11 protein-coding genes are annotated in these 15,405 nt (G+C 48.2%); 7 read left to right on the top strand and 4 right to left on the bottom strand.

Annotation, left to right across the window (positions count from 1 at the left end; translation table 11 throughout):
• Window positions 1-89: 89 nt before the first annotated feature.
• The gene (locus ABD836_RS17095) at window positions 90-1,025 is read left to right on the top strand and encodes a hydroxymethylglutaryl-CoA lyase (RefSeq protein WP_344938323.1); all 936 of its coding nucleotides are present in this window, start codon (window positions 90-92) and stop codon (window positions 1,023-1,025) included.
• A gap of 93 nt (window positions 1,026-1,118) precedes the next feature.
• On the opposite strand, the gene ABD836_RS17090 is transcribed toward ABD836_RS17095, so the two are convergent.
• Both ABD836_RS17090 and ABD836_RS17085 read right to left on the bottom strand, forming a co-directional pair.
• A complete protein-coding gene (locus ABD836_RS17090; protein ID WP_344938321.1) occupies window positions 1,119-1,934 on the bottom strand; it encodes an alpha/beta hydrolase in 816 nt (271 codons plus the stop codon).
• Between the two features lie 398 nt (window positions 1,935-2,332).
• Window positions 2,333-5,275, bottom strand: coding sequence for a TonB-dependent receptor (locus tag ABD836_RS17085; RefSeq protein ID WP_344938319.1), 2,943 nt, complete (start codon window positions 5,273-5,275; stop codon window positions 2,333-2,335).
• Window positions 5,276-6,154: 879 nt separating this feature from the next.
• Between ABD836_RS17085 and ABD836_RS17080 the strand changes: the two genes are divergently transcribed.
• From ABD836_RS17080 to ABD836_RS17055, 6 genes are all read left to right on the top strand, one after another.
• Window positions 6,155-7,258, top strand: a complete 1,104-nt coding sequence (locus ABD836_RS17080) for a polysaccharide lyase family 7 protein (RefSeq protein ID WP_344938317.1) — start codon at window positions 6,155-6,157, stop codon at window positions 7,256-7,258.
• 75 nt (window positions 7,259-7,333) lie between these two features.
• Window positions 7,334-9,580, top strand: coding sequence for a chondroitinase-B domain-containing protein (locus ABD836_RS17075; protein ID WP_344938315.1), 2,247 nt, complete (start codon window positions 7,334-7,336; stop codon window positions 9,578-9,580).
• A 151-nt stretch (window positions 9,581-9,731) separates the two neighbouring features.
• The gene (locus tag ABD836_RS17070) at window positions 9,732-10,496 is read left to right on the top strand and encodes an SDR family NAD(P)-dependent oxidoreductase (protein WP_344938313.1); all 765 of its coding nucleotides are present in this window, start codon (window positions 9,732-9,734) and stop codon (window positions 10,494-10,496) included.
• An 81-nt stretch (window positions 10,497-10,577) separates the two neighbouring features.
• Entirely contained in the window at window positions 10,578-11,012 is a 435-nt protein-coding gene (locus ABD836_RS17065; RefSeq protein ID WP_344938311.1) for an RbsD/FucU domain-containing protein, read from the top strand.
• An 88-nt stretch (window positions 11,013-11,100) separates the two neighbouring features.
• Window positions 11,101-12,342 (top strand): Nramp family divalent metal transporter, encoded by a 1,242-nt coding sequence (locus tag ABD836_RS17060; protein ID WP_344938309.1) that lies wholly within the window; start codon window positions 11,101-11,103, stop codon window positions 12,340-12,342.
• Window positions 12,343-12,354: 12 nt separating this feature from the next.
• Window positions 12,355-12,843 carry a gluconokinase gene (locus ABD836_RS17055; RefSeq protein ID WP_344938307.1) on the top strand — a complete coding sequence of 163 codons (489 nt, stop codon included), beginning with the start codon at window positions 12,355-12,357 and terminating at the stop codon, window positions 12,841-12,843.
• A gap of 25 nt (window positions 12,844-12,868) precedes the next feature.
• Here ABD836_RS17055 and ABD836_RS17050 read toward each other — a convergent pair whose 3' ends face one another.
• Both ABD836_RS17050 and ABD836_RS17045 read right to left on the bottom strand, forming a co-directional pair.
• Window positions 12,869-14,068: an MFS transporter gene (locus ABD836_RS17050; RefSeq protein ID WP_344938305.1), complete on the bottom strand. Its 1,200-nt coding sequence runs from the start codon at window positions 14,066-14,068 to the stop codon at window positions 12,869-12,871.
• A gap of 106 nt (window positions 14,069-14,174) precedes the next feature.
• On the bottom strand, window positions 14,175-15,371 hold the full coding sequence (locus ABD836_RS17045; protein ID WP_344938303.1) for an FAD-dependent oxidoreductase: 1,197 nt from the start codon (window positions 15,369-15,371) through the stop codon (window positions 14,175-14,177).
• Window positions 15,372-15,405: the final 34 nt, after the last annotated feature.

Below are 15,405 nucleotides of genomic sequence, written 5' to 3'. Positions count from 1 at the left end.
AAGTGGACATTAAGCGGCTCTACATCTACAATTTGTCCTTATGTTATATCAATATATCTTTTGTTGCTACCACAAGTACCGGACAGACTATGCAAAATGCCAAAATAGACATTGAAATCAGCGAAGTAGGTCCGCGCGACGGACTGCAAAGCATTGCTGCAATTATGCCCACCGAGGCGAAAAAAGCCTGGATTCGCGCTGAGGCTGCCGCCGGCGTGCGCGAAATAGAGGTCGGTTCATTTGTACCTGCCAAGATACTTCCGCAACTCGCAGACACCGCTGAACTCGTGCGTTACGCTCGCAACATTGAAGGATTAGTCGTTGCCGTTCTGGTGCCGAACCTGCGCGGAGCACAAGCCGCTCTAGAGGCTGGTGCCCACAAAATATCAATTCCCTTCTCGGTGAGCGAAACCCACTGCCAACGCAATGTGAATCGCAGCCACCAGCAAATGTTTGAAGAAATTGAACGCATCATTACCCTAATGAATTCCGTAGCAGGTAAACGGCCCCACTTTGAAGTTGGCTTGTCGACCGCCTTTGGCTGCTCTATTGAAGGCCCCATAGCCGAGAGCAAAGTTGTGGCAATTGCAGAAAAGCTCGTCGCCCTCGGCGTAGATGAAGTCGGCCTATCCGACACCACGGGCAGCGGCAATCCGGCACAGCTTCGCCGCTTAGTGACGCAAATTTGGGAACATTGTGGTCGCGAAAAACTCAATGGCGTACATTTACACAATACTCGCGGCCAAGGCTTAGCCAACGCCTTAGCTGCCGTCGACTTAGGTTTAACCACCATCGACAGTTCGCTGGGCGGTATCGGCGGTTGCCCAGCGGCACCGGGCGCAAGCGGCAATATCGTAACCGAGGATTTGGTCTTTATGCTTGAGGCAATGGGATTGCGAACCGGCATTGATATTGAACAATTGATCACCGTCCGCGAGCTAGTTCAAGCCGCATTACCCAATACAGAGCTGTATGGCTTTACCGCAAATGCAGGCCTACCCAAAGGGTATACATCACATAGCTAATACCTTACGTGACTCCACTAATAAGGTGGCGACGCCCGCCACCTATTGGGATTGGCAAGTGAAGGTGACCACATTTTCTGAGGCCGACCTGCACTACGCGGCATTAATTCCTTGGTCACGCGCATCAGTAATAGACGACGCCCAAGTCAGTATCCAGTCGGCGACAGCCTCCCAATTGTCTTCCGCCATCATATTGTGCGCCATGTTCGGGAAGATCTTCGCTTTAACACCGTAAGCACTGGCTGTCGCCAGAACCTCAGCAACAGTAAAAATTTGATCCATTTCTCCACCTAGAACCGCTATGGGTGACCTCACTTTACTTGGCGCTGGCAAGTTAAGCCCGAGCATGTCCAAGGCCGCACGAAAGGATTCGTTTTGAAGTTTAGAAAAGTGCGCAGATAAAGCATCACTAGAAATGGTCGGCGAAAAGAACCATTCTCTGGCAAACTCAGGCTTCCCAATTATTAAGTACGGACGCAATAGCAAATTCGCCGTCAACCACGTCAGCGGATGCCGAAGAAGTAGCCGCAAATTAAACTTGAGCGTCCCTGAAACCGGAACCGACGCCAACAAAATGCCTCCGACAGCAGTATTACTCTCCAGATATTTTTGCACGACCAAGCCACCCATGGAGTGCCCAACAAGAATTGGCGGACGATCAAGAGTCGCAATGAACTGCTTCAGATCAACCACGTAATCAGAAATCGCCGCCCAGCGGAGTGCCGAGCGCCCCTCGCTTTGACCGTGACCCCGAAGGCTGATCGCAAAGGTATCCCAACCCCTATCACTAAAATACGCCAGAAAGTTTTTCTCCCAGCACCAAGCGCCATGCCACGCTCCGTGTACGAGGACAATTGGCGGCCTTGCGGAATTTAACTCATCGCATTTTGAAAGGACCTCAAGATTCACCCGTATTCTCCTTAATTATTATTTAAACCTGCGGCTGCCCTGCGTACTGACGGACCTAGCCTGCCAAACAGCACACGTTATATAAACGAGCGCGCTGAATGTAATGGCCAAGCTTAAATCTTGACGCTCAAAAGATATACAGTGTATTCAGATGGCGAAAAATGCACTTGGACTGCAGATTATTCGGGATTTCTCATGATTGCTATCCACCCAACTAAACGACTTGTGCACCTAATAATTTATTCAAATTTTACTGCTGCCCCGCCCGCCCACACCCGATAATAAATCCTTGGAACATACACAACAGGATGGGCCACATCGGACAACACAAGCTGAGCGCAGATTATGACAGACATAAAAAAAGCCGGGAGATCCCGGCTTTTTCAAAATCGCTTAACTTAAAGCTTGGCACGCAAGCCCAGAGTGAAGCGCCTATCGTTCTCTTGTACTTGCCAAACCGTGCCAGTAACACTGCGGTTAACGGTTGGCTCAGCGGTAAGGTTCGTCACATTAAAGACCAAGCCAATATTGTCGTTAACATCCCAGTTCGCAGAGAAGTCTAACTGTGATAATTCATCACGGTAAGAATTACCCGCCGTTGGATCAGATACGCCGTCGTTATAGCCTACTTGGGTACCCACACGCTCGGTACGCTTTTGATAGATATCATCTAAGAACTCATCACGGTAGGTGTAAGCCAAGCGCATACCAAATCCAGAATGCTCCCAATACAACTGGGCGTTGTATGTGTTTTTAGAAATATCTTCCAAAGCCACACCGTCTGGATCCTCACTGTCTGCATAGGTGTAGTTTGCGTTCACACCGAAACCTGACCAAAGACCGGGAAGGAAATCAAAGGCTTGTTGGTAACCCAACTCGAGACCTTGAACCTTACCACTTTCACCATTACTTGGCAGTGTGGTAAGGATACCGTTGCGACTTTCAGCGACGGCGGTGTCAAACTCCGCTTGCGATGAAGCAAAGGTGTAGTCACTTGTATTAGCAAAACGATTATCGAAATCTTTAATACAAATGTTTTCATAAATCGACTGGTTCTGCGTTGCCATTGCATCTGGAACATAATCACAGCGGCTTGTTTCTTTCAGGAAGGAAGCAATATCTTTGTAGAATAGTGCCGCCGAGACCATATTACCGGTGCCAAAATAATGCTCTATCGCGATATCGTATTGGGTAGCACGGTAGGGCTCTAGAGCCGGATTACCCTTTGTTGCGGTAATACGGTCAGAGTTGAAAATATACGTTGGGCTTAATTCATTGTAGTCGGCGCGGCGCATAACCTTTGCTGCAGCAAAGCGCACAATCGTATCGTCCATCAAATCGTAGGCAACGTTCACACTTGGCAGAAGGTCATCGTAACTTTGCTTTTCCACTACCAGCGACGTACCGTCTTGATTATAGGCAGTAGACGTAATATCTGTTTCAACATAGCGACCACCAACAATGACGTGCCAACGCTCAAAGTCTAAGTTCGCCTGTAAGTAAAACGCAGAGGTTTCCTCACCGATCAACGCATAAGACCCTTTTGATTCAACCAAATCATCCGCTACCGAACCATTCGTGCTGATATAACCATCGCTGTTACCTGGCGTATTGTAATTACTGCCAGCCAGCAACTGCTGAACCATGCGGAAGGTTTCGTTAACGTTTTTCAGACGCCCGGCATCGTACACGGTAAAATTCGTCAGCGCGTTCGAACCGGCAATACCAGTGTGGTCAAACGCGTCGCTGCCGACCCCAGGAGTGATGATTGAGCCGGGGAAAGCCGCAGCAATTTCATCCATCCATATAATGGCTGGATCGCCATTAGCATCTTTGAGGTTTTTATAAATATCCTTTAAACGTAATTCAGATTGCGTGCGTTCATAATCATTTTCGGTATGTCGAATCCCCGTCTTAACCGCCGTAACCCACTCCAAATCAAAGGGCTCCGCATATTCAACATCAAACTTAAATGCAGTCTCTTCATTGTTAACGCGCTCATCGATATAACGGTACTCACGAAACGCAAAATTCTCAGTTTGCGCGAAAATATCGCCATCGTCGAACACAACACTACCGGGCTTGCTGTTACTGTTCACAATGGTTAAATCTGATTTTAATTCATTAGCTGCAGAGGGGTTTAAGGCTTCTGCTGCCGCGTCAACTGACCGCCAATTAAACTCCGAGGCAGGTTCAAAGGTTTTAGATTCCGCTCGCGAGAACTCACCAGATACTTTTAGCTTATCGGTGAAATTCCACTCACCACCAAAGGCATTCGTAAAGGCCTCAGTGCTACGAAACGAACTCCAGGTTTTAGGAATAGCAACCACACCTTCCATGCGGTAATTATTGAGCGCGCCATTCGCGTCCTCATAAGTATCAGCAGTTGCTACCGGTGTACCTGAGGCATAAAGAATAGAGTAGGCCTCCTGGTTACCATCACGCTCAGTCGCATTCACATCTAAATAAAAGTTTCCTTTCTCAGAGGCTGGCGCCCACTGCAAAGTGACGTTATAAGCGGTGCGTTCACGCTCTTCAGTATAGGGTTCAAACTTATGCTCAGCAGCAACCACATAATCGCCGCTTGGCGTATTCTGCGCAGGCTGGTCTAAATTGGCAATTTGTGTATGATCGTATACAAATAGGCTCGTTTCATACGAATCCTGACGTAGAGTGCGATCCTGATACGAGAACATAGCCATCGCGCCAAAAACACCGGCATCGCCGAAATCCCAGGAGTCGCCTGCAGCGATATTAATTTTCGGAGCCCAATTATCGGCCTTATCTGCGTATTCCATGTCATAAGTAGCCGCCATTACGGTGTCTTTGAGATCCAATGGCCGCGCTGTTTTCAAACTGATTGTGCCGCCCAATGCTCCCTCTACCATCTCCGGCGTTGGTGATTTAACAACCTCTACTGCTGACAGAAAGCCAGCCGGAAAATCTTCAAAGTTAATACCATTACGACCGTCGCCCATGGTGGAACGACCGTTTACCTCTACGCGGTTCTCTTTAAGCCCGCGGATCGAAACCTCTGAACCAACACCAAAGTCTCGGTTTATGGTGACGCCCGTAATGCGCTGCAATGCTTCAGCAATATTGTTGTCTGGTAGTTTACCAATGTCTTCCGCGACGATAACGTCTACCACGCGGCCGTCGGCACGCTTGCGGTCAGCCGCTTCTTCTAGGCTATAGCGAATACCTTGAACGACAACCTCTTCTAATACCTTTTGTTCTTGGGCCAGTGCGCTTGGCGCCAATGCAAGCGTGGCGGCTGAAACTGCGAGGGTATTGATAGCCCTTATAGCCATCGCCAAGTGATGTTTATTTTTATCTGCCATTCCTGTATTCCTCTATTTTTATGTTTGCTCAAGCGCTACATTCCAACTTGATTGCGGCGAGATTAAACCCATTCCAAACGATAGCGCAACCAAAATTACTGACCAAATTACGTAAATTGATCAGATCAATTTAACTTTCCATTGAAGTTACAAGGCCTTAGCTCCGGTAAATTTCTGAAAAAAATTTCTCCTTTTTAACTCCAAACACAAAAAACACCGGCAACCCAGGCAATGAACAGTAGAACCCTAAATTTTGGTCGATAACATTTACCAAAGAGCAAGCGCGCTATCGCCCTGAGAAACGCGCGCCACCCACGCCAATACGCAACAAGAGAAATTGAACAACCGACCCGAACCCCGAGATGCAATTTGCACAGTGTTGGTGCTTATGGCTGAAAGATAACCACACCTCGCCTAGCCCGCCCGCCTATGCTTCTTTGATTTATTGGTCGCCTGCCAACAAAAAGCGAGACAAGGATTAGTCAACTCATCGCAAGCAGCTGTATTCATTAGTTTTATTTGAACCGCCAATAACGAGCCTACAAAGATTAAAAAACACTACCTCAAAATGTCAGATTGATTGGTTGACCTTAAAATCTGACTTTAGTATAGTTTTTTGACTTAAAAATAAGCACAAGATAAGAAAGCGCTTAGACTTAGCGGAGCATAAGACCGCTATATTTAACTGCACCGAGCCAACATTATGAAACCAGACCCCAAAGCATTAAGCCGGACTACCGCTTAAAGCAGCGCAAGGGATACGTCTTAAAAATTATTGGTTGCGGCAATACAAAGGTGCATTTTCCAACGGCACTCAATACGGCCGATGCTTATAAAAATTCTATTTTTTTGCTAATAAAGACGTTAATCGAGTCAAATATGGACAAGACATATTTACAGTTTTCGTGCTGTTTCCTCTACATGGCTTTAGCCAGCTGCGACGACTCTAGGCAGGCAACGGTAGACGGGCACCAGGACTATTCGGCCGCGATACAACAAGTACCGGCGAGTAAATTTGATTTGAGTCATTGGTCGCTCACCGTTCCGCTAGATATAAATAACGACGGCGTGTCCGATATTTTCGATGCGCCTAGCATTCAAACTTACTCGCACCCTGATTTTTTCTATTTAGACAATGCCGGCAATCTGGTTTTTGCCACCCCAAATCGCGCGGCAACGGAACGGACATCGACCAACACTCGCAGCGAGCTGCGCTATATGAGCCGCGGCAATGACACTTCCATTGCAGAATCGTCCCCTCTTAATAATTTCTCTTTGGCCGCACATCCGCAAGCTGAAAAATTTTCGGCAGTCGGCGGAAAACTTGAAGCGACGCTTCACATAGACCACGTCGCCCAGAACGCCAAACACCCAAAGAAGCCGCCCGCCTACTCTGTTGTAGTAGGTCAGGTGCATGCATACCAACTTGATGATACCGAACAAAAGCCCGGCTTAGGCTGGGGAAATGAACCGCTGAAAATTTCCTATAAAAAGTGGCCAAATCATAAGACGGGTTCCGTATTTTGGGCCTACGAACGAAACCTTGCGACGGACGACCCCAATAGAATCGACATAGCGTATCCGGTTTGGGGTAGTAATTGGGACAATTCTTCAGACCCCGGTGAGGACGGCATTGCACTGGGCGATGCGTTTAGCTACACCGTAAATATATACAAAAACACTATGTACCTGACATTTAGCAGCGCAAAACACCCCACCGTCAATTACCAGATCAATCTAGCAAACAACATCGACGCCAACGGCATTATAGACAGCGCGGACCATTCATCAGGATACAAGGATGAGACATTGTATTTTAAGGCCGGCGCCTACAACCAATGCAGCACCAAGGCTGATGACCCGAGCTTTCGCTACCCGGCCTGTGCGGGTACCGGCAACTGGAAAACCGATGTACTCAACGGCGACTACGCCAAAGTCACTTTCTCCAAACTGATAGTCGGACCCGCAACACCTTTAAAGTAAATCAATAACTAAAGTGTACCTACTCGCTAAGCGTCAAAATTTTCGCGTAGCAGCCAAATTTCAGGAGTATCGAACATGTCAGAAATAGGGAAATCACGTTTCTATCCATTAGCACTGCTACTGGTATTTTTATCCTTTTCACCTATGAGTAGTGCAAAGCTAGTAAAGACCATGGCGCAATTCGATAAGGCTGTGGAAACGGTAAAGCCCGGCGATGAAATCGTTCTAGCCAATGGCGTATGGCGAGACGTCGAGTTAGTTTTTAAAGCGAAAGGGCTACCAGAAAAACGTATAGAATTAAAAGCCCAAACACCGGGCAAGGTAATAATTACTGGCCAATCGAACCTCAGCTTATCGGGTGAATACTTTGTGGTTTCAGGCTTGGTATTCAAAGACGGCTATACGCCAACTGGCGAGGTCATTTCTTTTCGCACATCGAATAATGACTTAGCAAACAACGCTCGGGTCACCAATACGGTGATCGACAACTTTAGCCATCCGGAACGACATCTAGCAGATCTATGGGTCGCTATTTATGGCAAAAATAATCGATTCGACCACAATTCTTTGGTTAACAAACGTAATCGTGGCGTTACCCTTGCTGTGAGACTCAATTCAGAGGGCAGCGAAGAGAACAATCACCTTATTGAATACAACTATTTTGGACCAAGACAGATTCTCGGCGCCAATGGCGGTGAAACATTACGCGTGGGCACCAGCCACTTTTCCACCAAATACTCCAACACCCTTATTCAATACAACTTTTTCGACCGCGTGAATGGCGAGCATGAAATTATCTCGAACAAATCCAGTGGCAACGTGTATCGAGGCAATGTGATCTTCGAAAGCCAAGGCACCTTAACAATGCGTCATGGCCACCACACCACCGTTGAAGGCAATTACATTATAGGCAACCGCAAACCCAACACCGGCGGTATTCGCATCATCAATGAATACCAAACAGTTAAAAACAACTATCTTTCAGGCCTAACAGGCCATCGTTTTCGCGGCGCACTGGTCATTATGAACGGCGTTCCGAACTCCTCACCGAATCGCTACAACCAAGCAATTGAAGCCATCATGGAAAACAATATTGTTGTAGATAGCGATTACATAAACTTCGGTGCGGGCAGCGACGAAGAGCGCACCGCAACACCTATAGACTCCTCGTTCCGAAACAACCTCATAATGGGGAAGGGTAATCTTGACCCCATTACATTGTACGACGATGTTTCTGGCATTGCCTTTGAAGGAAACATTATCAACAGTGAAGTGAACATACCGGCAACAATCAAAGACGGATTCATAAATTCAGAGTACAAAGTCAGCGAAAACAAGCAAAGTCTGCGCGTTCCAGAGCAATCACTCGTCGATAAAATCGCCTTTGGCGAAATCAAACTACCCATATCCAAAGCACAAACCGGCGCTAACTATTACAAAAAAGACGAATCCAATATTGCATTCCATAGTGGCAAGACGATCGCAGTTGACGCAGGAACAGACACCATACTTGCGGCACTCGATAAAAGTGAACCTGGCGATACCCTAATCCTTGAAAATGGCGGAGAGTACTTACTGACTAAGCTCGCATCCATCAAACACCCCATTACTATAATCGCAAAAAGCGGGAAAAAGCCCATTATTCGCTCGCAAAAGCCCAGCTTTTTAGTCATCGAAAATGGTGGCGCCTTGGAGATAGAAAACCTGTGGTTCGACGGTGCTGAATCACCTGATTACAAAGGTAATAATATTATTCGAACCAGTGGCTACGCTATGAACATCAACTACTCGCTTTCGGTACGAAATATCAAAGTCACCGACCTCGATATCAACGGCTATTTCGATTTCTTCAAAGCGACACCAGGTACCTTCGCTGACTCCATCGAGATCATTGACTCCGAGATAACGAACATCACTGGCGCGGTCCTCGTTTTAGACAAAGAAACTGACGACATTGGCGTATACAGCGTCGAGAATCTAACCATCGCTGGCAACACTTTTACCGACATTAAAGCGGAGATAGCCAACGTGTATCGCGGTGGCTTCGACGAGAGCACCTTTGGCCCCATGGTAACGGTGACAAACAATATATTCACCAACACTGGGAAGGGCTCTACCCATAAATCAGCATCGTCGATGTATTTTCACGGCGTCCAACACCTCCATATTTCCGATTCAAAATGGATTGATAGCGCACCACTTAAACTGCACCTATCCAACGGCGAACCCATTACCGTGATTGAAGATGTGCTCATGAAAAATACCGCCAAAATCAGTGCAAACAACAACGACTATGAAACCCGGAATATTAAGTACCAGTAGTCAATATTCGGCAATACCGTAGCGTTATCCCTACCGGACGCGCTCCACCAAGGCGACTGGTAGGGATACTTCTATGAACCACCGATTTGTACGGCAAAATTCAAATACCCAACACAAAGCTCCATTACGATCATTTACATTAGGTAACGACATGAACAGCAAATTGGCAGGCAAGAATATTCTGGTAACCGCTGGCGCACAAGGAATTGGCGAAGCGATCACCCGTCACTTAATAGACAGTGGCGCCAATGTTGCTATCCACTATTTTTCTAGCGCGGATACAGCAAACCGACTAATCGACTATGCCACCGAAAAAGGTCTAAAAGCGGTGGCCATAAAAGGCGACTTAACCGACGAAGCAGACGCGAATGCCGTGGTCGAACAGGCTGCAACTGCACTGGGAGGGCTCAATATACTGATAAACAATGCGGGTTCCTTAGTGGCGCGGAGATCCCTAAACGATATGGATTCAGCATTCTGGCACAAGGTAATGGACATCAACCTGACTTCCATGATGTTTGTAACACAGGCCGCAGCGCCCTATCTCGCAAAGCATGCAAACAGCAGCATTGTGAACCTGGCATCCCTCGCTGGTCGCAAAGGCGGTCACGCGGGCTCGCTTGCCTACTCCGTGAGCAAAGGCGCGATTTTGACCTTAACACGTGCACTCTCAGCGGAGCTGGGGCCTCAGGGTACACGTGTTAATGCTGTTGCACCGGGCCTTATCTTAGGCACCTCGTTTCACAATACGCACACAACAAAAGAATCAGCGGATCAGACAATTGCCGGCATTCCCATCCAACGCCCTGGCAATGCCAACGATGTGGCGCGGGCCGTGACGTATTTAGCCTCCGAGTACGATGGCTTTATCACCGGCGCGACGCTCGATATCAACGGCGGTGTTTACAATATGTAACGGCTTGCCTGGCCAAGCATAAGCTGGCGCTATCGTTAGTGGCGCTGAGCATTCCTTTCGCGACGGTAATAAAGACAACAAATGCTTAAAACAGCGGTAATACACCCTACTATTTTAGAAGTCCTTGGTCGCTCCGGCCATTTCGCACAAGTTGTGATCGCCGACGGCAATTTAGCGGTCGGCGCAATGGCCGGCCCTAATTCCACAACGGTGCATCTTAATTTTCGCCCCGGGCTATTGGATGCCCTAACAGTGCTCGAAGGTATAGTGGCGGTATGCCCAATTCAGGGCGCCACTGTCATGGAAAAACCAGCGGAGGCCTGCGCCGAGATTCACGACGCCTATCAATTACTGCTTGGCGATGTTACGTGGGAGACGATGGAGCGCTGGGCGTTCTACGACAAGATTCGAGATCCAGCGACGACATTAATTATTCAGACCGGTGAACAACGTCGTTTTGCCAATCTTATCCTCACGGTTGGCGTAGTCAAAATGGCAGAAGAATCGCGCTTTTAGCATTAGCCATCGATTCATCTCGGTGTTAACAGAACAAGGTATCTGCAACCACTTGCAACTAATAATGATTATATATTGAGGATTCATTGTGTCAGCACTCATTAGACTATTCTTAAGTTTTGGCCCGGCATTTTTAGCAATCGGCTATACCATCGGCACCGGTAGCGTGACATCAATGATCGTCGCGGGCAGCACCTTTGGTATGCAGTTACTGTGGGTGCTCTTACTCAGCTGCATATTTTCTGGCGTATTAATTTATGCCTACGGTAACTTTGCGCTGGTGACCGGAGAAACCGCACTCTACAGTTTTAAGAAACACCTAAGGTTTGGCAAGCCGATGGCCATTCTAATCATTATTGGTGTGACCTTCGGCCAATGGAATTCACTAATAGGAATTCTCGGTATTTCGGCCAATATTCTGTTTGAAATGATTGCCATGTATTTCCCCTCGGTGGTGCCTCATAAATACGGAGCTGTAATCGCTATTGCGGTTGTGGTGATCAGCATCATGTACGCGATATTACTGATTGGTAAGTACTCTCTGTTTGAAAAAATTCTTACCATCTTTGTGTCTTGTATGGGCCTGTCTTTTATTCTGTCATTGTTTGTTGTGCATCCCTTACCTGTTGAGGTAGTGAGAGGCTTGATACCGGTGATACCAGACGTAGAAGGCGGAAAAATGATGGTCGCTGCCTTTGTTGGAACAACCATGGCTGCCGCCACGTTTCTTTCTCGCCCGCTGTTCATTCAAGGTAAGGGCTGGACGATCAAAGACAGTGCTCAGCAAAAGAAAGATGCCATTGTCGCCGCAGTGCTTGTGTTTATTATTAGCGGAGCAGTTATGGCTGTTGCGGCAGGCGCGCTATATCACGACGGCAAAAAAGTAACCGCCGTTCTCGACATGGTCAATGCCTTAGAGCCCGTTGCCGGCAAGGGCGCACTGACGGTTTTCTTTTTTGGCACACTTGCCGCAGGCTTATCATCAGTATTCCCATGCATGTTAATCGCACCACTATTAATTGAAGACTACCGCTCGGGCAAACTAGACACCCAATCCAAACAGTTCCGTATAATCACCGGTATCGCCGCTATTTTTGCACTTACCATTCCGGTACTCGGCTTCAATCCTGTTAAGGGGCAATTACTTACACAGGTCTTTAATGTATTTGTACTGCCCTTGGTTATCCTCGGAATTATTTTGATGATCAACAACAAAAAATTAATGGGCGTACATGCCGCAGGACATCTCCTCAACTTCGTATTAGGCTTAGCCTTTTTATTCTCGATTTTGATTTCGTTTAACGGTGTACTTGCACTTACCGGCCACTGATGGAGTAAGCATATGATTGCAATTGTTTGCGGTGTATCCGGAACAGGAAAATCAACAATAGGTAAGCTATTAGCTGACGCCTTAGCGCTGCCCTTTTACGACGGCGATGACTTTCATCCCGACGCCAATGTAGAAAAAATGAAGAGTGGCGTTCCGCTAAATGACGATGATCGCCAGCCCTGGCTTGAATTGCTAGCCAATGAAATCGCAAGCTGGGAAAGCAGGGGCGGCGCTGTTCTCGCCTGCTCGGCATTAAAGGAAAGCTACCGACAGGTTTTGGCCGCCAAATGCCACGGCCGCATAGAGTGGATTATGCTGCACGGTACTGCGGAGTTGCTGAATGAGCGACTCACTTCACGAAAGGGGCATTTCTTCGACCTTCGCTTATTGGCATCCCAATTGAGCGCACTTGAATTGCCTGACTACGGCTGGACTATTGATATAGCGCCACCGCCAAGCCAAATTATTGATAACATTCTAATGCGGCTGAATAAAGAATAGCCACGCTGGCAACCGCGTAGCTGGCCTACTTAGCCTGCGCCCGCAGTTCCACAATCGGCGCCGCCGAGCGCGACAAATACAGCAGCACCAAACTCAAACATGCTCCTAGTAAATAAGAGGAGTGCAGATAAACATGTGCGAATAAGCTGCCAGTGACCACTGTGCCCAAGGTGCGGCCCAAGGTACCTGCGGAAGAAAATATTCCCATCACCATACCGCGATCAGTGTGCACCGCCGCCATAGAGGCTAAACTTTGAGCACTGGTTAATACACACGCCGCCCCCGCCGACTGCACCATCATGGCAATGGTAACCAACAGCAAACTACCTTGCTCGCCAGCCCATGCCATAAACACAAGGCCTCCGGCATAAATACAGGCGCCACTGCGCAATAGCGTCAATTCCCCAAAGCGCCGGGTTAATGGACCAATCAAACCACCTTGGATAGCCACTAGCACAATACCACTCGCCAGCAGTATCGGCATTAGGCCGCGAGGACCGTCAATTACGCCCAACTCAGCAGTCCATATAGGGAACAGCGACTCCACCAATCCTGCGCCAATGTTGTAGACCAGCGCACAGGAAATTATCGCCATTAATGCGGGCTTAGACGCCAGGGTCCGCAAACTTTGTAAACGGCTCTGTCGCGCTTGCCGACGCAGCGCCTGACGGCTTTCCAACGGCAGGCTTTCTGGTAGAAAAAACAAAATAGTAAAGAACGCCAACGCCGACATAACCGCAGAAAACAGCGCCGGCAATACAAAGTTGGCAGATTCAAAATCCTCACCGGCAAGCGCACTACCTAAAGCAGGCCCAACGATAAACCCTATACCAAACGCCGCGCCGACCATACCCATACCCTTGGCGCGATTCTCTGCAGTGGTGATGTCGGTAACATAGGCCTGCGCGGCGGCTAGATTACCGGCCATCGCGCCGCCCAAAATTCGGGCCAAGGCGATCATCCACAGCGTCGTTGATGAGGCGAGTAATAGGTAGGCAGCAACCGCCCCCGCCATGCTTAATAGCAGTACAGGTTTGCGGCCATAGTAATCACTTAGCCTGCCCAGCAAGGGCGTGCTAATAAATAATGCCGCTGAGTAAGTCGCCATTAGCGCGGTCGCGAGGCCAGCACCGGCGCCGAGGTTTTGTGCAAAGTAGGGAAATATCGGAATCATAATGCCGAAGCCGATAAGATCTAAGACGATAACCAGAAAGATAATAAACACAGCGGGTAATTCCCTTGGTATGTCTGCGCCGTACAAAGACGGCAATCCGCAGTCGACGTTTTATCGCCAGCTGCGGATTTGGTTTTCAATAATGAATTTTGTAAAACTAGGCTACAGCGAGACTGTCACGCACGCAGTTGATCATAGCGCGCTCCATGAGAAACGCTTTGGCTTTGGCCGGATCATTCGCAGATTCCATCAGCATAGCCTGACGTTTTTTCTGCATATCTGGATCAGTGGACTCCATCAGTTTTTTATTTTCGATGGTGTGCTTTTGCACAAAGTCTACCGCCAATTGGCGACGCTGACGGTCGTACTGAGCAAACTCGCTTTCGATATCAGCATCATCGCGAAAAATTCGCACCAGACGCTCGGCCAAATTGAAGGCGTCGTGCAGACCGCCATTCATACCCATGCCCCCGAGAGGATTATTGATATGACAGGCGTCGCCGGCCAAGGCAATACGTCCGGTGTAATAGGTCTCTGATACACGCTGGTGTACATTGTAAAGGGTACGATGATGAATATCGTAATCGCTACCTTTATCGTGCAAGTGGCGTAGCCGAGATTGAATAAACTCATCCGACAATAGCAGCGAGTCAGCGTCTCCCGGTACAGTGGGAATCAACACCCGCCAGAGCTTCTCAGTGCGCAATATCACGCACCATTCGTCGGGATCGGATACGTAATTTACCCAAGCCAGATTATCGAAGACATTTTCAAACTGGAAGCTGGTGCTGACGACCAGAAATTTTTCGTCGTAAGTAAAGCCGCCAAAACCAATGCCCGCGCCTTTACGCACATTGCTTGAGGCGCCGTCGGTTCCAATGAGAATGGGAGTTTGCAGCTCTACAGTTCCCGTCGCGGTTTCGACTGTTACTGTTACGCCCTCGTCGTTTTGCTGACAGCCCATCACTTTATGACCAAAGCGCACATCGGCACAGGGGTAGTCTTTGAGCATGTCACCGACAATACGTGTCATCTCATATTGTTCAAGCTGCAGGCGAAATGGAAATTTGGTTTCGTCGGCAATTAGCTGCATATTGAATTCAGCAATATCGTTGCTCTGCCGATCTCGGTATTGATATTTGTCTGCGATCAGCCCTTTTGCCACCATCTTCTCAGTGACGCCAATGCTGTCGAGCATTTCCAGTGACGGTGGATGAAAAGTAGACGCGCGTAAATCAACCGGGAGTTGCTCTGCCTGCTCAAGCAGAATAACGGGGATATTGTGCTGTGCTAAATAAAGCGTCAGGGCTGATCCAGCCGGACCTGCGCCAACGACAACAATGGGTTGATTCATAACTACTTCCGTAAATATCAGACATCATTAAATT

The sequence above is a fragment of the Zhongshania borealis genome (genome assembly GCF_039539625.1).
GTDB lineage: Bacteria > Pseudomonadota > Gammaproteobacteria > Pseudomonadales > Spongiibacteraceae > Spongiibacter > Spongiibacter borealis.
Note: the sequence above shows the minus strand (reverse complement) of the source record. Positions and strands in the feature narration are given on the sequence as shown.

What these genes read in the sequence shown, in the direction of transcription:
- ABD836_RS17045 (WP_344938303.1), bottom strand. Translation starts at nt 15,371, where the DNA reads ATGAATCAACCCATTGTTGTCGTTGGCGCAGGTCCGGCTGGATCAGCC.
- ABD836_RS17075 (WP_344938315.1), top strand. Translation starts at nt 7,334, where the DNA reads ATGTCAGAAATAGGGAAATCACGTTTCTATCCATTAGCACTGCTACTG.
- ABD836_RS17070 (WP_344938313.1), top strand. Translation starts at nt 9,732, where the DNA reads ATGAACAGCAAATTGGCAGGCAAGAATATTCTGGTAACCGCTGGCGCA.
- ABD836_RS17055 (WP_344938307.1), top strand. Translation starts at nt 12,355, where the DNA reads ATGATTGCAATTGTTTGCGGTGTATCCGGAACAGGAAAATCAACAATA.
- ABD836_RS17095 (WP_344938323.1), top strand. Translation starts at nt 90, where the DNA reads ATGCAAAATGCCAAAATAGACATTGAAATCAGCGAAGTAGGTCCGCGC.
- ABD836_RS17085 (WP_344938319.1), bottom strand. Translation starts at nt 5,275, where the DNA reads ATGGCAGATAAAAATAAACATCACTTGGCGATGGCTATAAGGGCTATC.
- ABD836_RS17065 (WP_344938311.1), top strand. Translation starts at nt 10,578, where the DNA reads ATGCTTAAAACAGCGGTAATACACCCTACTATTTTAGAAGTCCTTGGT.
- ABD836_RS17080 (WP_344938317.1), top strand. Translation starts at nt 6,155, where the DNA reads ATGGACAAGACATATTTACAGTTTTCGTGCTGTTTCCTCTACATGGCT.